This window comes from Rugamonas rivuli (genome assembly GCF_009380165.1).
GTDB lineage: Bacteria > Pseudomonadota > Gammaproteobacteria > Burkholderiales > Burkholderiaceae_D > Rugamonas > Rugamonas rivuli.
On sequence record NZ_WHUF01000003.1, the window covers coordinates 54,887 to 79,458 of the forward strand.

General features: G+C 65.6%; 26 protein-coding genes. 5 read left to right on the forward strand and 21 right to left on the reverse strand.

The window, feature by feature from the left end; genetic code table 11:
• Positions 1-20: 20 nt before the first annotated feature.
• Positions 21-215: a hypothetical protein gene (locus GEV01_RS10625; RefSeq protein WP_152804146.1), complete on the forward strand. Its 195-nt coding sequence runs from the start codon at positions 21-23 to the stop codon at positions 213-215.
• 46 nt (positions 216-261) lie between these two features.
• Here the strand turns inward: GEV01_RS10625 and chrA are convergent, their stop codons facing one another.
• Positions 262-1,605 carry a chromate efflux transporter gene (chrA, locus tag GEV01_RS10630; protein WP_152804148.1) on the reverse strand — a complete coding sequence of 448 codons (1,344 nt, stop codon included), beginning with the start codon at positions 1,603-1,605 and terminating at the stop codon, positions 262-264.
• Positions 1,606-1,684: 79 nt separating this feature from the next.
• Positions 1,685-2,938 carry an NADP-dependent isocitrate dehydrogenase gene (icd, locus tag GEV01_RS10635; RefSeq protein ID WP_152804151.1) on the reverse strand — a complete coding sequence of 418 codons (1,254 nt, stop codon included), beginning with the start codon at positions 2,936-2,938 and terminating at the stop codon, positions 1,685-1,687.
• 198 nt (positions 2,939-3,136) lie between these two features.
• Between icd and GEV01_RS10640 the strand changes: the two genes are divergently transcribed.
• Together GEV01_RS10640 and GEV01_RS30930 are read left to right on the forward strand one after the other, a co-directional pair.
• Positions 3,137-3,700 (forward strand): pseudouridine synthase, encoded by a 564-nt coding sequence (locus tag GEV01_RS10640; protein ID WP_152804153.1) that lies wholly within the window; start codon positions 3,137-3,139, stop codon positions 3,698-3,700.
• 136 nt (positions 3,701-3,836) lie between these two features.
• Positions 3,837-4,058 (forward strand): hypothetical protein, encoded by a 222-nt coding sequence (locus GEV01_RS30930; RefSeq protein WP_152804155.1) that lies wholly within the window; start codon positions 3,837-3,839, stop codon positions 4,056-4,058.
• A 115-nt stretch (positions 4,059-4,173) separates the two neighbouring features.
• Here the strand turns inward: GEV01_RS30930 and rpsT are convergent, their stop codons facing one another.
• Positions 4,174-4,440: a 30S ribosomal protein S20 gene (gene rpsT / locus GEV01_RS10650; protein ID WP_008446456.1), complete on the reverse strand. Its 267-nt coding sequence runs from the start codon at positions 4,438-4,440 to the stop codon at positions 4,174-4,176.
• A 191-nt stretch (positions 4,441-4,631) separates the two neighbouring features.
• Here rpsT and murJ point away from each other — a divergent pair, with 191 nt between their 5' ends.
• The gene (gene murJ, locus GEV01_RS10655) at positions 4,632-6,182 is read left to right on the forward strand and encodes a murein biosynthesis integral membrane protein MurJ (protein WP_152804157.1); all 1,551 of its coding nucleotides are present in this window, start codon (positions 4,632-4,634) and stop codon (positions 6,180-6,182) included.
• Positions 6,183-6,229: 47 nt separating this feature from the next.
• Here the strand turns inward: murJ and GEV01_RS10660 are convergent, their stop codons facing one another.
• The 16 genes from GEV01_RS10660 to GEV01_RS10735 all read right to left on the reverse strand — a co-directional run bounded on the left by GEV01_RS10660 (position 6,230) and on the right by GEV01_RS10735 (position 21,875).
• On the reverse strand, positions 6,230-6,727 hold the full coding sequence (locus GEV01_RS10660) for an FxDxF family PEP-CTERM protein (RefSeq protein WP_152804159.1): 498 nt from the start codon (positions 6,725-6,727) through the stop codon (positions 6,230-6,232).
• Between the two features lie 240 nt (positions 6,728-6,967).
• Positions 6,968-7,642, reverse strand: a complete 675-nt coding sequence (locus tag GEV01_RS10665; RefSeq protein WP_152804161.1) for a type II secretion system protein — start codon at positions 7,640-7,642, stop codon at positions 6,968-6,970.
• Complete coding sequence (locus GEV01_RS10670) at positions 7,642-8,022, reverse strand: type II secretion system protein (RefSeq protein WP_070270171.1); 381 nt, start codon at positions 8,020-8,022, stop codon at positions 7,642-7,644. The genes GEV01_RS10665 and GEV01_RS10670 overlap by 1 nt, the downstream gene beginning before the upstream one ends.
• On the reverse strand, positions 8,016-8,492 hold the full coding sequence (locus tag GEV01_RS10675; protein ID WP_152804162.1) for a type II secretion system protein: 477 nt from the start codon (positions 8,490-8,492) through the stop codon (positions 8,016-8,018). The genes GEV01_RS10670 and GEV01_RS10675 overlap by 7 nt, the downstream gene beginning before the upstream one ends.
• Positions 8,493-8,496: 4 nt before the next feature.
• Complete coding sequence (locus GEV01_RS10680; RefSeq protein ID WP_152804164.1) at positions 8,497-10,476, reverse strand: secretin N-terminal domain-containing protein; 1,980 nt, start codon at positions 10,474-10,476, stop codon at positions 8,497-8,499.
• Positions 10,476-11,030 (reverse strand): hypothetical protein, encoded by a 555-nt coding sequence (locus GEV01_RS10685; protein WP_152804166.1) that lies wholly within the window; start codon positions 11,028-11,030, stop codon positions 10,476-10,478. Before GEV01_RS10685 ends, GEV01_RS10680 begins: the two co-directional genes overlap by 1 nt.
• Positions 11,027-11,602, reverse strand: a complete 576-nt coding sequence (locus tag GEV01_RS10690; protein WP_152804168.1) for a hypothetical protein — start codon at positions 11,600-11,602, stop codon at positions 11,027-11,029. Before GEV01_RS10690 ends, GEV01_RS10685 begins: the two co-directional genes overlap by 4 nt.
• Positions 11,587-12,132 carry a PilN domain-containing protein gene (locus GEV01_RS10695; RefSeq protein WP_152804170.1) on the reverse strand — a complete coding sequence of 182 codons (546 nt, stop codon included), beginning with the start codon at positions 12,130-12,132 and terminating at the stop codon, positions 11,587-11,589. The genes GEV01_RS10690 and GEV01_RS10695 overlap by 16 nt, the downstream gene beginning before the upstream one ends.
• Entirely contained in the window at positions 12,129-12,983 is an 855-nt protein-coding gene (locus GEV01_RS10700) for a hypothetical protein (RefSeq protein ID WP_152804172.1), read from the reverse strand. The genes GEV01_RS10695 and GEV01_RS10700 overlap by 4 nt, the downstream gene beginning before the upstream one ends.
• Complete coding sequence (locus GEV01_RS10705; protein ID WP_175023032.1) at positions 12,976-14,697, reverse strand: GspE/PulE family protein; 1,722 nt, start codon at positions 14,695-14,697, stop codon at positions 12,976-12,978. The genes GEV01_RS10700 and GEV01_RS10705 overlap by 8 nt, the downstream gene beginning before the upstream one ends.
• A complete protein-coding gene (locus tag GEV01_RS10710; RefSeq protein WP_070270158.1) occupies positions 14,694-15,890 on the reverse strand; it encodes a type II secretion system F family protein in 1,197 nt (398 codons plus the stop codon). Before GEV01_RS10710 ends, GEV01_RS10705 begins: the two co-directional genes overlap by 4 nt.
• Positions 15,891-15,915: 25 nt before the next feature.
• Positions 15,916-16,359, reverse strand: coding sequence for a type II secretion system major pseudopilin GspG (gspG, locus tag GEV01_RS10715; RefSeq protein WP_152804174.1), 444 nt, complete (start codon positions 16,357-16,359; stop codon positions 15,916-15,918).
• A gap of 118 nt (positions 16,360-16,477) precedes the next feature.
• Positions 16,478-17,275, reverse strand: coding sequence for a LuxR C-terminal-related transcriptional regulator (locus GEV01_RS10720; RefSeq protein WP_152804176.1), 798 nt, complete (start codon positions 17,273-17,275; stop codon positions 16,478-16,480).
• A 2-nt stretch (positions 17,276-17,277) separates the two neighbouring features.
• Complete coding sequence (locus GEV01_RS10725; protein WP_152804178.1) at positions 17,278-18,015, reverse strand: winged helix-turn-helix domain-containing protein; 738 nt, start codon at positions 18,013-18,015, stop codon at positions 17,278-17,280.
• 196 nt (positions 18,016-18,211) lie between these two features.
• Entirely contained in the window at positions 18,212-18,838 is a 627-nt protein-coding gene (locus GEV01_RS10730; protein ID WP_152804181.1) for an NF038129 family PEP-CTERM protein, read from the reverse strand.
• Positions 18,839-18,848: 10 nt separating this feature from the next.
• Complete coding sequence (locus GEV01_RS10735) at positions 18,849-21,875, reverse strand: ExeM/NucH family extracellular endonuclease (RefSeq protein ID WP_152804183.1); 3,027 nt, start codon at positions 21,873-21,875, stop codon at positions 18,849-18,851.
• A gap of 313 nt (positions 21,876-22,188) precedes the next feature.
• On the opposite strand from GEV01_RS10735, the gene GEV01_RS10740 reads away from it, so the two are divergent.
• Positions 22,189-22,803 carry a PEP-CTERM sorting domain-containing protein gene (locus GEV01_RS10740; RefSeq protein WP_152804184.1) on the forward strand — a complete coding sequence of 205 codons (615 nt, stop codon included), beginning with the start codon at positions 22,189-22,191 and terminating at the stop codon, positions 22,801-22,803.
• Here the strand turns inward: GEV01_RS10740 and GEV01_RS10745 are convergent.
• Together GEV01_RS10745 and GEV01_RS10750 are read right to left on the reverse strand one after the other, a co-directional pair.
• Entirely contained in the window at positions 22,766-23,782 is a 1,017-nt protein-coding gene (locus tag GEV01_RS10745) for a TIGR03790 family protein (RefSeq protein ID WP_235914327.1), read from the reverse strand. The genes GEV01_RS10740 and GEV01_RS10745 overlap by 38 nt on opposite strands.
• Before the next feature lie 66 nt (positions 23,783-23,848).
• A complete protein-coding gene (locus tag GEV01_RS10750) occupies positions 23,849-24,388 on the reverse strand; it encodes an FxDxF family PEP-CTERM protein (RefSeq protein ID WP_152804186.1) in 540 nt (179 codons plus the stop codon).
• Positions 24,389-24,572 lie beyond the last annotated feature (184 nt).

The window sequence follows — 24,572 nt, forward strand, 5'->3', positions numbered from 1 at the left end:
GTCACTTTGGAGGAGTCTTGATGAATAAGAAACTGAAATTGTTTGTGTTCGCCATCGGCGTCGGTGCGGCATCGGCATCGGCCTGGGCCAGCAGCTGCTACCACACCTGCGTCGTCGAGTACCGGATGTGCATACGATCCGGCCAGCCGACCGAAACCTGCGAGGTTAACCTCTACTCGTGCCAGGACAGCTGCGAAGGCAGCGTCGGCGGCTAAGCCCGGTTTTCATTGAGGGGCAGTAGCCAACCGCCATGCCCTTCCATCAAAGCACCAGAGCCAGCTGCTTGAGCGCCAGGCCTGCCACGGCACAGGCCATGATCACATGCGGCACCTTCTGCCGGTAGCGCAGCAAGCCCACCGCCGCCGCCAGCGCAATCGCCGCGGCCGCCCAGTCGGGCGCGCCATCGAAACCGGCCGGCCAGATCACATGCCAGGCGAAGAACAGCGCAAGGTTAAGGATGACGCCGACCACGGCCGCCGTGATGCCGGTCAGCGGCGCGGTGAAGTTGAGGTCGTCACGCGTGGCTTCGACCAACGGACCGCCGGCCAGGATGAACACGAACGACGGCAGGAAGGTGAACCACGTCACCAGCGTGGCCGCCACGGCCCCCGCCAGCGGCGCAGCCAGCTCGCCGGACGGCGCCAGGCCGTAGCCGCCGACGAAGCCCACGAACGCCACCACCATGATCAGCGGGCCGGGCGTGGTCTCGCCCAGCGCCAGGCCGTCCATCATCTGGAGCGGCGTCAGCCAGCCGTAGTGCGCCACCGCGCCCTGGTACACATAGGGCAGCACCGCGTAGGCGCCGCCGAAAGTCAGCAAGGCGGCCTTGGTGAAGAACCAGGCCATCTGCGTGTAGGCATGCTGCCAGCCCACCGTCGATAGCAACAGCGCCATCGGCGCCAGCCACAGCAGTGCTCCGCTGGCTGCAACCAGCGCCAGCCGCCGCCAACGAAATTGCGCATGCGGCGGTGGCGGCGTCTCGTCGTCGATCACGGCGGCGCCGTACGAGGCCTTGGCGGCGCCATGGCCGCCGCCTATCTTGAAGGCCTGCGGCAGGTAGCGGCCGCCGAGGTAGCCTGCCAGCGCGGCGCCCGCCACGATCAGCGGGAACGGCAGCTGCAAGGCGAACACCGCCACGAAGGCCGCGCCGGCAATCGCCCACAGCCAGCCGTTGCGCAAGGCGCGCGTGCCGATGCGGTGCGCGGCCTGCAGGACGATGGCGGTGACGGCCGGCTTGATGCCATAGAACAGCCCAGCCAGCAGCGGTTGCTGGCCGTAGGCGATGTACAGCCACGACAGCAGCACCAGCAACAGCAGCGACGGCAGCACGAACAGCGCACCGGCGATGATGCCACCGCGCGTGCGGTGCAACAGCCAGCCGATGTAGGTGGCCAGCTGCTGCGCCTCGGGGCCGGGCAGCAGCATGCAGTAGTTCAGCGCGTGCAGGAAGCGGCGCTCGGAAATCCAGCGCCGGCGCTCGACCAGCTCCTGGTGCATGATGGCGATCTGTCCCGCCGGCCCGCCAAAGCTGATGCAGCCCAGCTTGAGCCAGAAGCGGAAGGCTTGCCACAGCGTGGGCGCCGCCGGCGCCGAAGAAGACGTCATCATCGCTCCATCAAAAAAAAGCCCCGCTCCATCGCGGGAGCGGGGCTTTTGTGCGCTGGCGAAGGCCGGCGCGCATGGCTTACATCTGCTCGATCATCACGTCGCCGAAGCCGGAGCACGACACCTGGGTCGCGCCCTCCATCAGGCGGGCGAAGTCGTAGGTCACGCGCTTCGAATCGATGGCCTTTTCCATCGCCTTGATGATCAGGTCGGCCGCTTCGATCCAGCCCATGTGGCGCAGCATCATTTCAGCGGACAGGATCAGCGAGCCCGGGTTCACGTAGTCCTTGCCGGCGTACTTGGGCGCGGTGCCGTGGGTGGCTTCGAACATCGCGACCGAATCCGACAGGTTGGCGCCCGGCGCGATGCCGATGCCGCCCACCTGGGCCGCCAGCGCGTCCGAGATGTAGTCGCCGTTCAGGTTGAGGGTGGCGATCACGCTGTACTCCGCCGGACGCAGCAGGATCTGCTGCAGGAACGCGTCGGCGATCGAATCCTTGATCGTGATGTCGCGGCCGGTCTTCGGATTCTTGAACTTGCACCATGGGCCGCCGTCGATCAGCTGCGCGCCGAATTCCTTCTGCGCCAGTTCGTAGGCCCAGTCACGGAAGCCGCCTTCGGTGTACTTCATGATGTTGCCCTTGTGGACGATGGTCACGGACGGCTTGTCGTTGTCGATCGCGTACTGGATCGCCTTGCGCACCAGGCGCTGCGTGCCTTCGATCGACACCGGCTTGATGCCCAGGCCCGAGGTTTCCGGGAAGCGGATCTTGGTGACGCCCATTTCCTTGACCAGGAAGTCGATCAGCTTCTTCGCGCCTTCCGAGCCCTGCTGGTATTCGATGCCGGCGTAGATGTCTTCCGAGTTCTCGCGGAAGATCACCATGTCGGTCTTCTCCGGCTCTTTGACCGGCGATGGCACGCCGGTGAAGTAGCGCACCGGGCGCAGGCAGACGTACAGGTCCAGCTGCTGGCGCAGCGCCACGTTCAGCGAGCGGATGCCGCCGCCGACCGGCGTGGTCAGCGGGCCCTTGATCGACACCACGTAGTCCTTCAGCACGGTCAGGGTTTCTTCCGGCAGCCACACGTCCGGGCCGTACACGGTGGTCGATTTTTCGCCGGCAAAGATTTCCATCCAGCGGATCGCGCGCTTGCCTGCGTAGGCCTTGGCGACCGCCGCGTCGATCACCTTGATCATGACCGGGCTGATGTCGACACCGGTGCCATCGCCCTCGATGTAGGGAACGATAGGGTTATCTGGTACATTCAGGGAAAAATCGGCGTTGACGGTGATTTTTTGGCCGTCGGCAGGTACTTTGATATGCTGATACATCGTGTTCTCCGAAGTGGGCGCTCGGCAAGCAGCTGGCTGCTCACGGAGCATGAATTTGTTGCCAGTTTAACACATGAATCTTAGGTCTTCTATAAGACATAAGACAGGCGTTACCCATTATGCACCAGTATTTTAGTAGGCGCCACGGTTTTCCATGGCAGGCCGACAAGCCTACACCAAAATCAACTTAAGTGAAGTATGTCCCTCATTCTATTTAATAAACCTTTCCAGGTGCTGTGCCAGTTCTCCCCGCAGGACGGCCGCGCCACGCTGGCCGACCATCTGAAGATCCCGAACATCTACCCTGCAGGCCGTCTCGACGCCGACAGCGAAGGCTTGATGCTGCTCACCGACGACGGCAAGCTGCAGCACGCCATCGCCCACCCCGACCACAAGGAACCCAAGGTCTACCTGGTGCAGGTGGACGGCGTGCCGGACGCCGACAGCCTGGCCCGGCTGCAGGCGCCGCTGGACCTGGGCGACTTCGTCACCAAGCCGTGCAAGGCGGTGCGGATCGCCGAACCGGAGTGGCTGTGGCCGCGCAATCCGCCCATCCGCAGCCGCGCCGACCAGCCGACCAGCTGGCTGGCGATCACTCTGCAGGAAGGCAAGAACCGCCAGGTGCGGCGCATGACGGCGGCCGTCGGCCTGCCGACGCTGCGGCTGGTGCGCAGCGCCATCGGCGCCATCTCGCTGGCCACGCATCCGCTGATGCCGGGGGAATGGATGGAAGTGTCGGCCAAGGATGTGGCCGGCAAATGATGCGTCGCAGCAAATAAAATTCCGGAAATTTGCGCGTTTTGTGTCAACTGGAAATTTTCGGGCGGCGTTAATGAGCTAGATTCATATGAATCTTCGTTTTTTTTAGCTGGTTAAATCTCTGCCAAAGGAAATCATCATGTCCAAGATCATCGCTGCCCTGGTTGCCTCCCTGTTTGCCGCCTCCGCTTTCGCCGCAGCACCATCGGCCTCGGCCTCCGCTTCGGCCATGGCTTCGGCCCCGATGGCATCGGCCTCCGCTTCGGCTGACGCTTCCGCTCCTAAAGCCAAGAAAGCCAAAAAAGCCAAGAAAGCCGCCTCGGCTGAAGCTTCGGCCTCGGCTTCGATGCCAGCCAAGTAATCGCCGCACTCCAGGCAAGCCGGCCATGCGCCGGCTTTTTTTACGCCTACGCATGCGAAAAAACCCGCGCTGGCCAGAGGCCAGGCGGGTTCTTGCTTTAAATCCCGGAAGGGAATTAAGCGGACAGTGCTTTCAGAGCAGCTGCCAGACGGCTCTTATGGCGAGCTGCCTTGTTTTTGTGAATGATCTTCTTGTCGGCGATGCTGTCGATGGTCGACACGGACGATTGGAAGATTGCGGTCGCAGCAGCTTTGTCGCCGCCCTGGATCGCTTTGCGAACTGCTTTGATAGCGGTGCGCAGGGTCGAACGCTGGGACGAGTTGTGAGCGTTTTGCTTAACTGCTTGACGAGCGCGCTTACGCGCTTGTGCGGTATTTGCCATGGAATTTCCTAAAACAGGGTAAAGGTGCGTTTGCAAACATTATTGTTTGCCAAACAGGTGCGTTCAGTGCGTCTGCCGAACCATGTGAGTCAAACTACTGCCTGCCAAACATTAGTGTCTGCGTAACAGAATTCTGTACAGCCTGCGATTATAGCGATGTTTTCTGTCAGGAGCAACTATAATCATCCCCCATGAACTTGCTTAAAACTCTAGCCGCCATCTCCAGCATGACCATGCTGTCCCGCGTTACCGGATTATTGCGTGAAACCTTGTTTGCCCGGGCCTTCGGCGCCGGCGCCTACACGGACGCTTTCATCGTCGCGTTCCGCATCCCCAACCTGCTGCGCCGCCTGTTCGCCGAGGGCGCATTCTCCCAGGCCTTTGTGCCGATATTGTCGGAATACAAAAACCAGCACGGCCAGGAGGCCAGCAAGACGCTGGCCGACCATGTGGCCAACACGCTGGTGTGGTCCACCCTGTTCGTCAGCGCGCTCGGCATCATCGGCGCACCGTTGTTTGTTTACCTCATCGCCACCGGCCTGGACAAGCAGCCCGGCGCCTTCGACGCCGCCGTCTGGATGACGCGGCTGATGTTCCCTTATATTAGCTTCATGGCTTTCGTCGCGCTGGCCGGCGGCGTGCTCAACACCTGGCGCCAGTTCAAGATCCCGGCCTTCACGCCGGTGCTGCTGAACCTGTCCTTCATCTCCGCCTCGCTGTTCCTGCAATCGCACATGGAACAGCCGATCTACGCCATGGCGATCGCCGTGTTCGTCGGCGGCATCCTGCAGGTGGCGATCCAGATCCCGGCGCTGATCAAGATCGGCATGCTGCCGACGCTGTCGTGGAACCCGGCGGCCGGCCTCGGCGATCCGGGCGTGCGCCGCGTGCTGAAGAAGATGGGGCCGGCCGTGTTTGCCGTGTCGGCAGCCCAGATCAGCCTGATGATCAACACCAGCATCGCCTCGCGCCTGGCCGAGGGCAGCATTTCCTGGCTGTCCTATGCCGACCGCCTGATGGAATTCCCGACCGCGCTGCTGGGCGTGGCGCTGGGCACGATCCTGCTCCCCAGCCTGTCGAAAGCGCAGTCCGACGGCGATCCGCAGGAATATTCCGATCTGCTGGACTGGGGCCTGCGCCTGACTTTCCTGCTGGCGCTGCCGGCGGCGGTGGGCATGGCCGCGCTGGCCAAGCCGCTGATCGCCACCCTCTTCCACTACGGTAAATTCACCGACGAAGCGGCCACGCAGTCGTCCTATCCGCTGATCGCCTACAGCGCCGGCCTGCTGGGCATCATCCTGGTCAAGACGCTGGCGCCGGCGTTCTACGCGCGCCAGGATATCCGCACCCCGGTCAAGATCGCGACCGGCGTGCTGGTGGCGACGCAGCTGATGAACTGGATTTTCGTGCCCTACCTGAAAGTGTCGGGCCTGGCGCTGTCGATCGGCCTGGGCGCGTGCATCAACGCCAGCTTCCTGTACGCCGGCCTGCGCAAGCGCGGCATCTACACGCCCAAGGCGGGCTGGCCGCTGTTCTGCGCCAAATTGGCCGTGGCCTGCGTGCTGATGGGCGGTGCCGCCTGGTTTGGCGGCCAGCAGGTGGATTGGCTGGGCATGCAACACCAGACGCTGCTGCGCGTGGGCGCGCTGATGCTGTTGATCGGCCTGTGCGGCGCGGTGTACTTCGGCGCGCTGTTTGCGATGGGGTTCCGGCTCCGCGATATCAAGCGAACTGCGCGCTGACATAAAAAAACCCGCCGAGGCGGGTTTTTTTACGTCACAGCTAAAACTTAAGCTGCTTGTTTTGCTTTGCGACGGGCAACAACACCAACCAGTGCCAGGCCACCCAGCAGCATGCCGTAGGTTTCTGGTTCTGGTACGGCCGTTACCGAGTAGGTGCCGGTGTAGCTGGCGCCAGCGTCTGGAGCGCCGAACAGGCTCAGGGTCCATGGCGAATTGCCGGTCATTTCAACGCCCAGGAACTTCAGCTTGCCGGAGCTCGATTGCGACAGGTCGGCAACGACGAAACCGCTCGAGCTCGACAGGTTCGACAGATTCCAGAAAGCCAGTTTTTGACCGGTAACGCTGATGGCGATGTCATACACGCCAGGAGCAGCTGCGGTGAAGGTGATCAGGTCCAGGTTGCCGGACAGAACGCCGTCGCCAACAACTTGGTTCCAGTTGTGCGAATCGCCGTCGGCGATAACGTTGATGTTTTGGTCGCCTGCAAAAGCACTAACCGAAGCAGCGGCCAGCAGAGCGCCAGCAACGAAAGATTTCAATTTCATGTGATTTCCTTAATCAAACGAATTGTGGCTGCGCTTTCGCCAACCACCGTATAGTTAATAGGAGTACTTCGGAAAGAATCATAACATAAGAATATCAATCCGCATTGTAATTTTTCCACTTTTCATTTCTATAAAACAACTTTTTCCACCTTATGAAAATAACAGGGAAAATGTCGCCTTATTAAGAGAAAAAAGTGACAATTCGAGAGAAAAATTTTCCGAAGTGTGGCTTCCAAGCCGCTATTCTTGCGGGATTGGGGGCGGTTCGGGGGTGGCGGGCTCTTCCGGAGTCGGGGGTGCCTCCGGTTCCTGCGGCGGCGTCACCGGAGCCTCCACCGGCGGCGGTGGCGCGGCGGGAGATGGTGGTGGAGCGACTGGCTGTAGTCCAGGTACAGGCGCGGTGACGCGCGGAGCCGGCCCGGTCATTTCGGACGGCGCCGCCCCCGCCAGCGACATCGAAAACTTCCAGTCGGAAATATGACTCTTGCCGTCAAACCCGATAAACCGGGAGGGGAAATTCCCTACTTTCACCGGCTTGGCGTCGGACAGGCTGTAGACCGCCAGCACGCCGACCTTGTCGCCCAGATATTGGATGCCCCACTCCGCCTTGCCGGTGATCGGATCGACAAACAACTTGCGCAGATGGCGGCGGGTGCCGGGGAAACGCGGGTCTTTGAGCAACTCCTTGAGCGAAGGCGGCTGCGGCGGCTGGCCGGACGGCGTGGCATCGGCATAACTCTTCAAGGCATCGCTGAAGGCAGCGCCGATATCGAGCAATTCGTTCTCCGCCCTGCTGCGCTGTATCACCGAACCCAGCTTCAGCGCCGACGCCGTCACCAGCCCGATGATCGCCAGCAGGATGATCAGGCTCAGATAGGTAAAGCCGCCGCTGCGGCCGGGGCGCGGAGCACGCATCACCAGTCGGAATACGGTTTGCCGCTGCGGTCGGTGCCGGGGGCGCCGCTCTTGATGTTGTAGATCCCGCCCTTGGCGACATCCTCCGGCGGCACGATGATCCACGTGCTATCGCTGTCGGTGATCGGATCGACCGGCATCGCCCGCAGATACTTCTTCTCCACCAGCTGCTCCAGCGTGTCCGGATAGCGGCCGGTGTCGCCATAGTACTGGTCCAGCACCTGCCGCACATTGCGCAGGTTATCGGCCAGCACGATCTCCTTGGACTTGTCGACGCTGGGGAAATAGCGCGGCACGGCCAGGGTCAACAGCAAGGCGATGATGCCCAGCACCACCAGCAGCTCGATCAGCGTGAATCCTTTGGTTTTCATCGTCACCATTTTCTATACGGCACACCGTTCAGGCCGGTCTTGTCGCTCAGGCTGTAGACATCGTAGACATCCTCGCCCTCCCGGGGCTGGTCGGCGTCGCTGGCGTAGCTGCGCTTGCCCCAGGTTTGCGATTCGCCCAGCGACGCATCCGGGTTGAAGGGATCGCGCGGCACCCGGCGTAAAAAATACATCTTGGTGTGCTTGGGATTCTGCAAATCCGGCACGCCCTCCACCAGCAGCTCCAGCGTCTTCGGGTAGCCGGTGGACGCCAGCGTCTTGGCGATCCGGCCCTGGTCGTAGGCCAGCTTGTAGGCGTCCAGCGCGTGGCGGATCTGGTGCAGTCCCTCGCGCAACTCCTGCTCCTGGCGGCGCTGCACCACCACGTGCGCGGTAGGCACCACCAGCGCGCTGAGCAGGCCGAGGATGGCCAGCGTCACCAACAGCTCGATCAGCGTGAACCCGCGGACGCGCTTCATCATGTGCTTACTGCTGCACCGGCTGGGTCGGTGCGGGTTCCGGTTCCGGCGGCGGCAGCACCGGCTGCGGCTGTTGTCCCTGCGACGGCGGCAACGGCGCCGGCTGCCCCTGCGACAAGGGCATCGCCTGCACCGGCGGGCGCAACGGCGCCGTCTGCACGCCCGCTGGCGGCGGCAAGGCGCCCGGCGGCGGCGGCATGGCCACGGACGGACGCGCGCTCATGTCGGGACGGCGGCGGAAGCTGGCCTCGGTGCCGGCCGAGAACTCCGACGCCGACGCCTCCGGACGCTGCACATTGCGGATCAGGTGCGGCGTGATCGACAGCACGATCTCGGTCTTCTGGTTGTCGTCGCGCTTGCTGCCGAACAGGCGGCCGACGATGGGCAGGTCGCCCGCGCCCGGCACGTGGTTGGCGGTACCGCGCTCCTCGCTGTTGATCAGGCCGGCGAGCACCTGGTTTTCGCCATCCTTCAGCTGCAGCATGGTGGTGGCCTGGCGCGTGCCGATCTGGTAGGCGGTGCCGCCGGTCTTGGTGGTGAGCGTGCCGGTCAGGTTGCTGACTTCCAGCTGCACGCGGATCGCCACCTCGTCGTTCAGGTAGATGGTGGGCTCGACGTTCAGCGTCAGGCCGACATCGACATAGGTGACGTTGTCGCTGGCGAAGCCGCCTATGCCCGAGGACACGGTGGTGGTAATCACCGGCAGCTTGTCGCCGATGACGATCTTGGCCTTTTCCTTGTTGCGCACGCGGATGCGCGGGTTGGCCAGCAGGTTGGAATCCGTATCGTTCTTGTTGGCGTTGACGCCGAGCGCGATGCCGGTCACGCCGATGGTGCGCTGGTTCAGGTTGTTCAGGTCGCGGATGGTGATGCCGGTGCCGCCCGACGTCGACAGCGGCGTCAGACCGACGCCGGTCGGCCACACCACGCCCAGGTCCATCACGCTGCCCTTCTTGACCTCCAGGATCTCGACTTCCAGCATCACTTCCGCTTCCGGCGTGTCCTGCAGCGCCACCAGCTTCTCGGCCAGGCGGATCGCCTCCGGGCTGTCGCGCACGATCAGCAGATTGAGCTTTTCATCGACCACCACGTCGCGCGACTTCAGGATGGTCTTGAGCGTGTTGGCCACCAGCTTGGCCTCGGCGTTCGCCAGGAAGAAGGTCTTGACCGTCATCTCCTGGTATTCCTTCAGCTTGGCCGCCACGTTCGGGTAGATCAGGATGGTGTTCGCATCCATCACCTGCTGCTCCAGCTGGTTGGTCAGCAGCAGATAGTAGATCGCCGATTCGACGGTGCTGTTCTTCAGCAGCACGGTGGTGCGCTGGTCGGTCTTGACGTCCTTGTCGAACACGAAGTTCAGGCCGGAGCGGCGCGAGATCACTTCGAACACCTGCTTCAGCGGCGCATCGCGGAACTCGATCGAGATCGGCTGCTTGTAGGTTTTCGCCAGGCCCGGCTCCGCCGCCGCAGGCGCCAGCTTCTCCGTCACTTCGCGCAGCATCTGGCGGGCCTTGTCGTTGGCCGGGTTCTCGGTCAGCATCGCGTTCAGCTTCTGCTTGGCCAGCTCGTACTCGCCCTTGTTGGCGTGCGCGCCGGCGGCCGCCAGCAGTTTGGCCTGGCGGTCGTCGCGCTCCAGCGCGCGCATGCCGGCACGGGCGCGCTCGTTGAGCGGGTCCAGCGCCTGCACGCGGCGGAACAGCTGCGCCGCCTGATCGAGCTTGCCCTCGTCCTGCAGGCGTTCGGCCTGGTCGAGGAAGCGCTGCGCTGCGCGGTCGCGCTCCATCAGGAAGGCCTGGCGGTACTGGGCGTTGCCCGGTTCCGCCTTCACGGCCTCCTGGTACTTGAGCAGGCCGGCTTCGATCTGGTCATGGGCGATCAGGTCGCGGCCATCGCGATAGGCCATTTGTCCGGCGCAGCCGCCCAGGGCGACGGCCAACAAGGCAGGCAGCGCGGCGCGGCGGCCCAAATTCTTCAGATGACTAGCCATCAGTCGAGGACTCCAATATTGATCTGTTGTACCTGATTCAAAGGCAGATAGGTCACGGACATCAGCGGCGGCGCGATCTTCTCGACGCGGTAGGTGCCGTCAATGACGGTGTGATTGCGCACCACATAAGTCTTGTCGCCATGCGCAAGATAGACTTCCCAGGCGCCGTCGGCGACGCCCTTGCCGAGCACCGTGAACGGCATCGGCGGCGCCACTGGTGCGGGCGGCGGTTCCTTCGACGGTGGTGGCGGCGGTGGCGGCGGCGGGTTCCAGCTCTGTCCCAGGAACACGCCCTCGCCCGATGCGAAGGTAGCCTCGCCGGATTCGCCCACCAGCATGGCGCGCGGCGTCAGGCGCAGGATCGCCACGTCGGCCTGCGGCTTGTTGTCCCTGCCGGCGCGCGGCGCGGGCGCGGCTGCCGCCGGCGCGGCCGATGCGGCAGCGCTGCGCGCCACCGGCTCGGCGATGTCGCCCGACGGCGTGTTATCGCCGAACAGCGCCAGCCCGGCCGCCGCGGCCAACGCCACACCCATCACGATTTGATAAGGCTTCATGGCTCGCCGTCCTTCAGGTACAGGGTAAAGCGCAGGCGCGCTTCCACCGTCGATTCGGCGATGGACTCGCGGCGGAAGCCGATGTCGTCCAGCGAGGCAAACGGCATCTCGCGCAAGCCCTGCATGGCGAACTGCCAGATGGACTGGTATGGCCCCTTCACCGGCAGGATGATCTGGTAGGTGCTGACGCGGCTGGCCTTGTCGTAGCCGGCCTTGTACTCGCCAAGGCTGAGCGTCAGATTGTTCTTGGCCGCCAGGTCGAACAGCACCTTGACCTGCTGCTCGGCGTAGCGCTTCTCGCCCAGCACCTCGTAGAAGCCGGCCAGGTTCTGGTTGGCCGACGGCGGCGGTGGCGCCGTCACCAGCGACGTGGGCGTCGGCAAAGGCTGCGCCATCAACCGCGCCTGCGCCGCGCGTTGCGGCAGCAGCCAGCCCCACGCGGCCGCGCCGGCCAGGCACAGCGCCAGCGCGATGCAGGCCGGAGCGCCGAGCCGCACCAGCAGCAGCCGCGCGCGCAGCACGAACGTGGCCACGTCCACCTTGATGTCCGTAGTGCTCATCGGCTTACCCATGCGGCCTCCAGCTGGAAGCGCAAGGGCCGGTTGGGATCCTGCTCGTTGATTTCATGGCGCGTCAGCGTCACGCCGCTGAACAGCTCCTGCTGCTTCAGCTCCGCCACGTAGGCCACCATCTCGTCGCTGGTCTTGGTTTCGGCGGTGATCTTCAGCACCTGCTTGCGCGGGTCCGGCTCCATCGCCACCAGCGCCACGCTGCGCGGCGTGGCTGCGGCCACCGCATCCTGTAGGTCGCGCCACGGCAGGTTCAGTTGCAGGATGGCGCCGTTGACGAAGGCTGCCTGCCCTTCCGGTATCGCCACCCGCGCCACCTCCACCGGCCGCGCCGAGATGGCCGCCGCGCGCTCCTGGATGTGGCGCAGCTGATGCTCGCGCAAGCGCTGCTGCTCGACCAGCTTCCAGCCGCCGAAACCGGCGGCCGCGCACAGCAGCAATCCCGCGCCGCCCAGCGCCAGCACTGCGGGATGCGTGTGGAACAAGCTGCGGCGCAGGCTGCGCGGTGCGAAATCGATATTCATCTGTCTCATGCCCTGCTCCCGCCGCGCGCCAGCAGCGCCATCGAAGACAGCTTGCCGCCGGAGGCCTGCTGCGCCTGGTCCAGCACCACGCACGGGATGTGCGCGGGCTGGTCGCCCGCCTTGCTCCATGCGGCCGGCGCCGCGCCGCACACCTGCAGCAGCTCCGGCGCCTCCATGTCGAGCAGCAGCGCTTCGCGCTTCAGCGTCTGGCCCAGCCAGTACTGGTCGGCGCCCTGCCCGGCCGGCATCGGCACCACGCGGATCGCGCGTATGCCTTTGCCGTCCGCTTCGATGGCGGCCAGCGTCAGCAGATTGTCATGCACCAGGCCGAACCACGCGCCCGGCTTGAAGCCGCGCCGCCAGCGGTTGTACGCCGTGATGAAATGCGGCTCGATGCCGACGACGTGCAGCTTGAACTCCTGCGCCACCAGCTGCAGCACGGCCAGCAAGGCACGCGGCACGGCGGCGGCAAAGAACGGCTGCGCGGCATCCCAGTCGCCGGCGATCTGCCAGGCCGCAGGCGCTTCGCCGTACAGCGCCTGGAAGCGGAAACCGGCCGCCGCTTCGATGTCGGCCAACCGCGCCGCGCCAGGCGGCGGCACGACGCGCCACATCCGCGTCAGGTCGTCGGCCAGCACGATGCTGACCGGCCAGCCGGCCACGCTTTTGTCGCCGAGCTGTTCGCCCAGCAGCGCGCGCAGCGCGTTGGCGATGGCGTCGAACGGATGCTCACTCGACGACGCGAACGCATGCTCGGCCAGCACCGTGACCGGCTCGCCGCGCCAGCGGCTGATGCGCAGCAGGCTGACCGCATGGGCGGAGACGCCGATGCGCAAGGATTGTCCAATAGCTCTACGCATGCAAGGTAACTCGTTTGATTTCGGACAGCGTGGTGCCGCCCCGTTTGACCAGCTCCAGCGCGGCCTGCCGCAGGCTGCGCGTGCCGTTCTCGTAAGCCGCCTGCTTGATCTGGCGGATCGGCCGCTTGTCGACGATCAGCTCGCGGATCTCGTCGTTCAGCGTCAGGATCTCGGCGATCGAGCGGCGGCCCTTGTAGCCGGTGCCGCGGCAATCGCCGCAGCCCTTGCCCTGCATGAAGCGGTAGTCGTAGACATCGGCGCGCGCCAGGCCGACGCTGGCCAGCTCGTGGTCGTCCGGCGTGTACTGCGCCGCGCAGTGCGGGCAGTTGATGCGCACCAGTCGCTGCGCCCAGATGCCGTTCAGCGCCGACACAAACGCATACGGGTCGATGCCCATGTGCGTGAAGCGGCCGAACACGTCGAACACGTTGTTGGCGTGGACGGTGGTCAGCACCAGGTGGCCCGTCAGCGCGGACTGCACGGCGATTTCCGCCGTCTCGCGGTCGCGGATCTCGCCGACCATGATCTTGTCCGGGTCGTGGCGCAGGATGGAGCGCAGGCCCTTGGCGAAGGTCAGGCCCTTCTTCTCGTTGACCGGAATTTGCAGAATGCCCGGCAGTTGGTACTCGACCGGGTCTTCGATGGTGATGATTTTCTCGCGGCCGTTGTGGATCTCGGTCAGCGCCGCGTACAGCGTGGTGGTCTTGCCGGAGCCGGTGGGCCCCGTCACCAGCAGCATGCCGTAGGCTTCCTGCGCCAGCACGCGCAGCGTGGCCAGCGACGGCGCGTCGAAGCCCAGCGCTTCCAAGGTCAGCGAGCCGTAGGCCTCGATCATGGCGCGCTTGTCGAGAATACGGATCACCGCGTCCTCGCCGTGGATGCTCGGCATGATGGAGACGCGCAGGTCGATCTCGCGCGAGTTGGCTTCGACGCGGAAGCTGCCGTCCTGCGGCACGCGGCGTTCGGCGATGTCCAGCTCCGCCAGCACCTTCAGGCGCGAGATGATCTGCTCGGCGACGTCGATGCCGTTGACGGAGGTGGCGTGATCGAGCACGCCGTCGACGCGGTACTTGACCGCCAGGCCGCCGGCCGTGCTTTCCAGGTGGATGTCGGAGGCGCCGGCTTTCAGCGCGTCGTACAGCGTCGAGTTGACCAGGCGGACGGCGGGACTGGCCGCTTCCGACACCGAGGCGAACGACAGCACGGCGGCGGTCTTGCCGTCGCGCCGGCCTTCGCTGGCGCCGGGCAGCAGCGTGTCGGTGGCGCGCGCCGATTCTTCCTGCTTCGACAGATAGGCCTGGATGTCGGCCTGCAGCGCAAGACGGGTGTGCAGCGGCGCGTGCGGCGTGGCGCGCGCCTGCGTGCCCAGCCAGGTTTGCAGATCGAGGTCGAAGGGATCTGCGATCACGCCGACTACCGTGCCGTCGTGCGCGCGCAGCAGCACGCAGTGACGCGCCAAGGCCTGCGACAGCGGCAGCAAATCGAAGGCCGGCGTGTAGGCCAGCATGTCGATGGTCTCCAGCACCGCCATGCCGAACGGCTGCGCCAGCGCCTGCACCACCAGGCGCGCTTCCATGCCGCTCAGCGCGACCAGTTCTTCGACCAGCGTGCGCTTGGATTGCTGGCGCAGGTGGCGCGCACGCGCGACCAGTGCGGTATCGAGCGCAGGAACAGGCGCCGCGCCGGCGATGATGGGGGTGGCGTGGGCCGTCATGACATGTCTCCGGCCAGATCGAAAATCGGCATATACAGCAGCACCACGATGGCGCCGACCACCAGGCCGATCGCGGCCATCAGCAGCGGTTCAAAGGTTCGTGTGAAGCGTTCTATCCAGCGGCTGATTTCGCCGTCGTAGAAGGCTGCGGATTGGGTCAGCATCGGTCCCATGTCGCCGGTGCGCTCGCCCACGCGCAGCATGCGCAGCGAGATCGGCGTGGTCAGCTGGTTGGCCTCGAAGGCGGTCGACAGCGGCAGGCCCGATTCGATGGCGGCGCGCGCCGCCTGCAGGTTCTGGCGGATGCCGGCCGACACCATGCCCTGCACGGTTTCGATCGCGTGCACGATGGTGATGCCGCCTTCGCTGAGCATGCCCAGCGTCAGGTACAGCCGCGACAGTTCGTAGATGCGCACCCGCTCGCCGATGCCGGGCAGGCGCCCCAGCAGGCGCAGCATGCCGCCGCTGCCCATCAGCTGGCGCACGCCCAGCGCCAGCGCGGCCAGCACGGCGGCGATGCCGCCCAGCAGCAGCGTGGTGTGGGCGCCGGCGAACTGGCCCCAGTTCAGCATCTGCTGCGACAGCCACGGCAGGTTGCGGCCGGCGCCCTGGTAGACCTCGGCAAAGCGCGGCACCACGTAGCCGATTAAAAACAGGCTGACGCCGCCGCCGACCAGCAGCAAAATACAGGGATAGATCGCGGCCGACACCAGCTTGCCGCGCACCAGGTCGATGCGCTGCTGGTAGTCGATGAAGCGGGACAGCGAACGCGGCAGGTCCGACGTGCCCTCGGCCGCCTTGACGATGCCGATGTACAGCGGCGGGAACAGCTCGGGCTGCTCGGCCAGCACGGCGGAGAAGCGCTGGCCTTCGCGCAGGCCGGCCAGCAGGCGCTCCAGCACGCTGCGCGTGACGGGGCTGGTTTCCTTTTCCAGCAGCGCCTCCAGGCCTTCGACGATGCCGAGGCCGGCGGTGAGCAGCGCCAGCAGCTCCTGGCTGAACAGCACCAGCGAGAGGCCCTTGCCGCGCGCCTTGCCGCCGCGCAGGCCGAGGCTGCCGCGTACGGGGGCGATGGCGCTGACGTACAGGCCGCGCGCCTCCACCTGGCGGCGCGCATCGGCCTCGTCCCGGCCGTCGATCACCAGATGCGAGATGGCCATATCGGCCGACAAGGTGCGGACATCGAACTGCATGGACTGCTTTCCTGGACGGCGAGGCTTATTGTGAAGTGATGTCGGCGTCTTCGCCGGTGCCGCCGGCCTTGCCGTCGCGGCCGAGCGAAGTGATGTCGAACTCAGCCTTGGCGCCCGGCGCCTTGTAGACGTAGTCATGGCCCCATGGGTCGCGCGGCACGCCCTTCTTCAGGTAGGGGCCGTTCCACTTGGCGCCCGCCGTGGGCGGCGCCACCAGCAATGCGGCCAGGCCTTCCTCGGTGGTCGGGTAGCGGCCCACGTCCAGGCGGTAGGTGTCCAGCGATTTTTCAAACGCCTCGATCTGCGCCTTGGCGATGGTCACTTCCGACTTGCCCAGCTGGGCGAAATACTTGGGACCGACATACGCCGCCAGCAAACCGATGATCACGATAACGACCAGCAATTCCAGCAGGGTAAAGCCGCCAGCCTTGTGAGCTGCGGTCTGACGGTAATTCTTTGCAACTTCCATCCGAACGACTCCTTAATGCACCACACGCCTACCGGCAAGAAGTCAGAGGCTACCATGCGGTTTGCATAGCAGACAACCTTTTCTTGCAAGCGTGCAGGGAGAGTGCGACGGTTTCAGATCAGGCGGCCCTGGCCAGCGGCGTCCACGGCTGGTCGAACAGGTGCAGCGCCATGCCGCGCGCGATGGCGTGGGCGCGGTTGGACACGCCCAGCAGGCGGTACAGCCGCTGCAGATGGTTCTTCACCGTCAGGCCGCTGATGCCGAGGATCAGGCCGATTTCCTCGTTGCTCTTGCCCTCGCGCACCCAGTGCAGGATTTCCAGCTCGCGCGCGCTGGCCGGCCGCGCCAGCGCGCCGGCGCGGGCCTGGCGCTGCTGCTGGCCAACGCGCTGCAGCGTCAGGTGCAGATAGGGCAGCAGCAGTTCGAGGAAGTAGGCGTGGCGCGGGCGCGGACGATGCGGCAGGCCGAACAGCACGAAGAAGGTGGATCCGCCCGGCAGGCGCTCGGTGCCGTGGACCAGCAGATTATCCAGGCCCAGCTCGCGCAGCTCGTCGATGAAGGGCGCCAGCGGCTGGCGCGCGGCGCCGTCCTGGCCGGCGGTGGCGTCCAGCATGGCCGGCAGCCGCTGGCCGTCGCGGCAGTGGCGGGCCAGGCGCAGCGCCAGGCCGTCGGTCTTGCCGCCCAGCCGCGCCAGCAGGCCGGCGTCGAGCACCGTGCTGTGCATGCATTCGACGTGCTGCACCTCGTCCTGCGGGCCGAACTGCAGGCACACCATGATGCGGTGCGGCAGCAGCGCCTGGAACTGGCCCAGGGTCCACAGGCAGAACTGGCGGGGCTGGCGCAGCGGCAGCACCGCTTCGATGGCGTGCAGCAGGTATTCCTGCTCCATCTTGCTGAGGATGATCAATGGCTCCATCGTCAGGCCCGGGCCGCCTCGCGGATCGCCCGGCCGCCCTGCTCCCAGGCGACGAAGCGGTAGCCGCTGCCGCGCACGGTTTCGATGTGCTCCTGGTGGCCGCTGGGCTGCAGCGCCGTGCGCAGGCGGCCGACGTGGGCGTCCACGGTGCGTTCGTCGAGGTAGACGGCGTTGCCCCACACCTGGTCGAGCAGATGGGCGCGGCTGTGGACGCGCTCCGGGTGGTTCATCAGGAAGTTGAGCAGCTTGAATTCGACCCGCCCCATGGCCAGCTCGCGGGCGCCGGCCGTCACGCGCAGCGTCTGCGGATCGAGCCGCAGGCCGGCCATCTGCACCGCGTCGGCCGCTTGCGGCACGGCCGGCGCCTGCAGGCGGCGCAGCAGCGCGTGCACGCGGGCCACCATCTCGCGCGGGCTGAAGGGCTTGGTCATGTAGTCGTCGGCGCCGCTTTCCAGCGCCATGATCTTGTCCGGCTCGCCGCAGCGGGCCGTCACCATGATGATGGGCAGGTCGCGCGTGTGGGCGTGTCCGCGCAGGCGGCGGATCAGCGACAGGCCGGACTGGCCGGGCAGGTTCCAGTCCGTCATCAGCATGGTCGGCAGGCTGTCGTCCAGCATCAGCAGCGCGCTTTCGGCGTCGCGCGCGCGGCTGACGGTGTGCCCCGCCATGCTCAGGTTCAGGGCGATGAGTTCCTGGATCGCAGGCTCGTTTTCAATGACAAGGATATGGGCGGGTCGCATGGCAAATCCGTGTAAAGGAAGCACTATGCAACAAGCAATCTGGCATTACTAATATGATTTCCATCGCGGATTTAGAGTTTCGCGATATATATCCCCCACCTGTCCAGCGTCCGCCTGTGTTACTTGCCATTTAGAAGGCGCGGTCTAAACGCAAAAAACGACACCCGCAGGTGTCGTTTTTTTGCAGCCATCAAATTCAGGCGGCGAGCTTGCGGCGGCGGGCAACGCCGACCAGCACCACGCCGGCGCCCAGCATGGCCCAGCTCGACGGTTCCGGCACCGCGCTGATGCTGGCGATCGTGCGGTCGCTGATGTCCGACGTCACGGCGCCGGCGCCGGCGGTCGGCTGCCAGGTGAAGGACATCAGGGTGCTGTCCTGCGGGTTGTAGTTGCCCAGCGCGGTGGTGCCGTCGGCGCCGTACAGCGACACGGCGAACTTGCTCTGGATCGCCGCCGCCGACGGGTCGGACAGGCCGCCGAAGGTGACATCGAAGCTGACCTTGCCGCCGAACGAGATCGCCTGGAACAGGTCGTTGTAGTCGGTGGTGTTACCGAATACAAAGCCAGCGCCCTGCTTCTGCACGTCGCCGATCAGGCTCACGCCGCTCAGGTCGCCGAAGCCGCTCAGATGGCTGATGGTGGCGCTGGCGAAGATGGCCGGCGTGTTGGCCGGGTTGAACTGCAGGTCCAGGAAGCCGGTGTTGACCAGCGACGCGGTGTTGAGTTCCACGTGCAGCGTCTGTGCCGACGCCAGGCCGCAGGCGCTCAGCGCCAGCGCCAGGGCCGCGTTGCGCAGGGTCAGGGAGAAGTTTGGTTTGAACATGTTCATATCCTTAGAAATTGCCGCTGAAGACTTTGGTGGTGTAGCTGATGTTGGCCGTGCCCGTCTTGCTGAAGCTCAGCGCGAAGGAGACCGTGGCGCCCGGCGCCAGCGTGGCGGCGTTGACCGTGATGTAAGGCGCACCGGCGTGGCTGCCGCTGGCGTTGCTCAACGTAACGCCGGCCGGCAGGCCGTCGAACTCGACCTGGAACGGACCGGTCAGCGCGGCGGCGCCGGTGTTGGTGATCGAGAACGTCGACGTGTACTTGCCGGTGGCGCGGTTCAGCACCAGGCCGGTGGCGGCCGACTTGACGCTGGCGCTGACGTCGCTGTAAGGCGCGGCCAGGTTCAGGCTGATGACCACCGGATCGTGGTCGGAAGCGCGGTACGGTGCGGCGGTGTACTTGTCTTCCGGCTTGCCGTCGGTGTTGTAGTCGATCACGGTCGGCTCGTCGGCGTTGTTATGCCATTCGGCGGCGTCGGCCACCGAGGCGGTCAGTGCCGGGCTGGCCAGCGCGTGGTCCAGATAACCCGCTTCGCCGTTGAAGACGAAGGAGTAAGGCATGGCGCCGCTGCCGCGCACGAAACGCTCCAGCTGGTTGACATAACCCTTGTCGGTGATGACCTTGATCGGGTCTTCCATGCCGTAGGAGTTGAAGTCGCCGATCATCAGCACGCGGGCGTCGCCGGCGGCGGCGGCCACTTGCGGCGCGAAGGTGTTGACCAGGCGATTGGCCTGCAGCACGCGGGTAGCGTTCCAGCAGCTCTGGCCGTCGCCCTTGTCGGCGTCGGCGCCGGAACCGCCAGGGCAGCTGCCCTTCGATTTCAGGTGGTTGACGATCAGCGAGAACTTGGCGCCGTTGGCGGCGACGAAGGTCTGCGCCATCGGCGGACGGTTGTTGACGGCGTCGGCGTCGGATATGGCGCTGCCCACCATGGTCAGCGTGGCCGGCTTGTAGATCATCGCCACGCGGATGGCGTCGGTGCCGGTGGCGGCAGGCTTCGGCACGACCGCGTAGGTCTGGAAGCCGGTGCCCGGCGAGATCGCTTCATTCAGCGCCTTGACCAGGTAGCCCACCGTGTACTCGCCGCTGTTCTGGATTTCCATCAGGCCGAAGACGTCGGCGTCGATGGCTTTCAGTTCGCCGACGATCTTGGCGTTCTGGCGCTTGAACTCGTTCAGGTTGTCGGCGCCGCGGCAGTTGGACTTGCTGATGCTCGCGCCCAGCGAGCAGCCCTGGCCGGTATGGCCTTCGACATCTTCGCCGTTGGTGAAGGTGGTGAAGTAGTTCAGCACGTTGGCGCTGGCGACCTTGATGTTGCCGGCAGCCAGGGCTGGCGGCGCGGTACGCGGATTGTCTTGCGAGAACACCGGCGCCACGGTCGGCTGCAGCTTGAAGCCCGCACCGCCGCCGCCCTTGGCGCCGAAGTCGACCACGCCGGTCAGGTCGGACACGGTATCGCCGGCGCGCAGCGAACCGTCGGCGCCCAGGTAAGGAATCGTGGCCGGGGTGACGAAGATACCGTCGTCCAGCACGATCTGGCTTTGCGCGTTGGCGGCGGCCAACGCCTTGGCTTCGTTCGAGCCGGCGGCGTAGTGGTTGGTCGGCGCTTCCAGGCGGCCGGCGGACAGCGTCACTTCGCCGCGGTCGCCCAGGAATTCCAGCTGCGACACGGTCAGCGCATTGGTGAAGCGCACCAGCATGCCTTCGACCTGGCCCAGGTTGGCGTATGGCAGCTGGATATTGGTCGGCGTGATGGCGATGCCGCTGCCGGTCTTGACGATGGCGGTGATGTTCTGCAGCTCGGTGTAGGCGTGGCCGCCGGCGACCGGCGCGTAGTCGGTCACGGTGCCGGTGATGCGCACCTGGTCGCCCACCTTGACGGTGCCGGTGTTGGCGGCGGTGGTGTAGACGAAGATGCCGTCCGAGGTTTGCGGATTGCCGTCGCCGACCGCGTCCTGGATGAAGAAGCCGGAGCCGACCTTGGCCGTCACCACGCCTTCGGTGGTCTGCACGGTGCCGGCGTAAGGGCTGGTCTCGCCCGGGCCCTGGATTTGCGGAATGGTGTGGGTGACGCCGGCCGGCGCGGCAACGGTGACGCTGATGCTGCAGCTGGCTTGCTGCGACTGGTCGTTATCGAAGCGCACGGCGACCGGGTAGCTGCCCTGCGGCACGCTGGCGGCCACGTTCAGGCTGGCGGTGGCGGTGCCGCCGGCGGCGCTAGCGGCCTGGAAGTTGACCAGACTGATGCCCGGCACCGGGGTCGAGGTGATCACGGCGTTGTTGACGGTGCCGTCGGCGTCGGTCGCGCTCAGGTCGGCGCTGCCGGTGAAGCCGGACGCCATAGCCAGGCTGGCCGGGCAGCTGGCGACGATAGGCGGCGCGGCCGGCACGCTGCACAGGTGCACCGGCGTGGAGGTGTTGCGCGGGTTGGGCGCACCGGTGGCGAAGTCGCTGCCGTTGTTGTCGGTGTCGGTGCAGCCGCCGTTGGCGCGCAGCGCGGCGGTGGTGTTGGTCAGGCCAGGGCCGTTCGTGCCTTCGAAGTAGCCGGCGTTAAAACCCAGCAGGTCGACCAGCGTGGCGCCGCTCGGCGCGGCGCCCGCCAGGGCATTGCCGTCGTTGACCAGCGCGACCTTGCCGGCCGTGCCGCTCATCGGGATGGTGCCGGTGGTGTCCGGGACCAGCGCGCTGCCGGGGCCGGTGCCGGCCGCCTCCTGGACCAGGTAGTACTGGCCGGGCTGCAGCACCGGGTTGCCGCTGATCTTGGTCACTTGCCACGAGGAGCCGGCGGCGCTGGCGTACTGCACGCTCCAGCCGCTCAGGCTGACCGGCGCGTCGCTGCGGTTGAACAGTTCGATGAAGTCATTCTTGATGGTGGCGCCGGAGTTGCCGCCGCCGCCGTACACCTGGCTGATCACAACCGGCGATGCGCCGAAGGCCGGCGCCGACAGGCCCGCCATCAGGGCGGCAGCGATGATGGTGCGCCGGCCCGGCGTAGCGGCAGCCTGGGCTTGAGGCGAGTGGGTAGTTTTTTTCATGTATGGGTCCTGGGATGGAGAAAGGTCGGCGCGGCAGTCTTAACAAAATGGTTGCAAACATTGCCTTTTGCATATTAAGGCGCGGGATTGACGCCTTGATGACACAGCGTTAGTCCGTTCGGACTAAAGCATGGTTCCCGGCTTTTTCTGGCCTATCCGCCCACTGCGTGCTACCATTACTTAAACGCAATTCAAATTACCTTATGGTAATTTTTTGACGCATCATTCTTCTGGCCCGCGCCCCTCCCCCGCGCCCGGCCAGCTTGAGTATCCGGGCCCCGCATCGCCCGACTGCCGCCATGGAGCGAGCATCATGAATACCTTACGCACCGTCTTAATCGTTTGCGCCCTGCTCAGTCCCTGGATGGCGCGCGCCGCCGCGCCGCAGCACGGCGCCTGCATGCTGGCGCTGAAGGCGCAGCCTGCCGTCCACCCTGCCGGCCACGCCGCCCCGGCCGCCGAAGCCGTCAAGCCGCCCGCAGCGAAGCAGCGCAAAAAGATCAATATCGATTTTCTCTACGACCCTTGCAGCATGACCGACGCCGAGCGCGACAACGAGCAGGCCGAGAAGCCGATGCTGTCGCGCGACCAGCTGCTGCAGGAATACGAGAATTGGATGGAATGGAATCGCCGCCAGCCGGGTGGTACGCCGGACGGGATGTGGTGGTTCAGCACCGTGCAGGCGCCGCACGCCTACGCGGCGACGGGAACGATGCAAGCGCTCGATTGGATGTCAGGCCAGCCGGTGGTGCTGTCCATGGTGACGCGCCAGGGCGGCCAGCCGTGGCTGGAGCAGGTCGAAACCCTGCCCGCCGTGCCGGAGCCGCAAGCCTATGCGCTATGGCTGGCCGGCCTGGGATGCGTGGCGCTGGCGGCCCGGCGCCGCCGGCTTAGCGGCGGTAAGGCGCGGCCAGCGGCTCGCCGATAAACACGCCCTGGGCCGGCCAGGCCACGCTCTTCCAGTAGGCTTCGATCGCGCTGCTGCCGCGCAGGTACTGGCCCAGCAGCACCGTCGAATTGGGAAACTTCTGCCAATGATTGCACGGTTCGCTGACCGTGCCGTAGCTGGCCGTCGCGCCCGCATCCAGCCAGCGCAGGCTGCTCATCTGCGCATCAGCCAGCAACTCCCCGCCCTGCGACGTCAAGTGGTCGGCCAGCGCGCCCGGCAGGAACTTCAGCGTGTCCAGCTTGGGCACGTGGGTCAAGCCGGTCTGGTAGACCATGATGTCGCTGACCTGCTCGATGCTGTCGGCCTGCAGGTTCTTGATGGTCAGCTTCTTGGACGGCACGCTCATCGAGCGCGGGAAGAAGCGCGCCCGGCTGCTGCGCGCGGCGTCGCTGGTGGTGAGGAAATAGGCGGTGCCGGTCGGCATGGCGAAGCCGGCCAGCACGCCGCGGTCGATCAGCGCCTTGGACGCCTCCACCGACTCGATCGGCAGCAGCATGGACAAGCGCATCCGGTAGTCGGTGTAAGGCTTGGCCGACGGCGAGTTGTAATAGCTGCTGGGCTTGCTCGGGGCGCAGCTCTTGGCGCACAGGCTGCTGTCCAGGCCCAGCGTATAGGCCGAGGTCAGCGAATTGCACTCGACCGCGTACGGCGCGGTCCAGACCATCAGCACGGCCTGGATGTCCGGGCCCAGCTTGGCGTCGATCTGCGCCTTCAGCGCGTCGAACTGCTCGGCGTCGAGCCTGCGCGGCCGGTGCGGGATGCGCACGTGCACCATGTTGGCGGCCGGGATGCCGCGCGCCTTGCGGTAGTACTCGCCGATTTCGACACTGTTGGGTTCGTCATCGTTGATGACCACCGCCAATTGGGCGGGGCCGAGGCCGGCGGCAGGCACATGTTGCGCGCGGGCCGCGCCGGAAAACGCCAGCACGGCGGCCAGGAAAAGGAAGAAGTGTCGCAAGTGGTTCGATCGCAATGATTAAAAAAAACGGAAGCGGCAGCTTCCGTTTGAATTATAGCGCCATTGTCAGGCTTTGCGACGCCGCGCCAGCCAGCCCAGCACGCCGACGCCGCCGAGCAGCATGGCGGCCGTGGATGGTTCCGGCACCGGGCTGACCGCCACCGAGCCCACGTAGTTGCCGGCCGCGTTGTTGCGCACGGTGCCGTTGACCAGCAGGTAGTAGTTGTCGGCGATCAGGTGCGGAATGCTCAGCGCCCACACTTCGACCGCCGCGCCCGGCGCCGACTGCTTCATGCCGTCGAACGAGAAACCGGACGAGTTATAGAGCTTAAAACTGTCGAAAGCGGCGCCGCCCAGGTCCAGGTCGGACTGGTTCAGGCTGGCGACGAAAGCTCCCAGCGACTGCCCCGCGCCGGCCGTGAAATCGTAGCGGTCGTGGAATGTGTTGCCGGCATTGCCGGCGCTGAACTCGTGCTTGAGCACGGCGCTGCCGCTGCTCAGGTCCAGGGTTTGCACGCCCTGGCTGATGTCGGCAGCCTGCGCCCATGGCAGGCCGGCGGCCGCGGCCAGCACCATCGCCGCCATGACGGTTTGTGTACGCTTCATAGATCACCTCCTTTGAAAAAGGCGGCCGCGGCATGCGCTGCCGCCGGTTGCTCCACACTGCCGGTCGATCCTAGCATGGCTGACATGCCGGGATTGAGCGGACGGCAATCGCGCGTGGCCGTGCCCGCCAGGCGCGCGCGCAGGCCCGGCGCCGCGGCCAGAGGGAGAAGCGGGGAAAGATGAA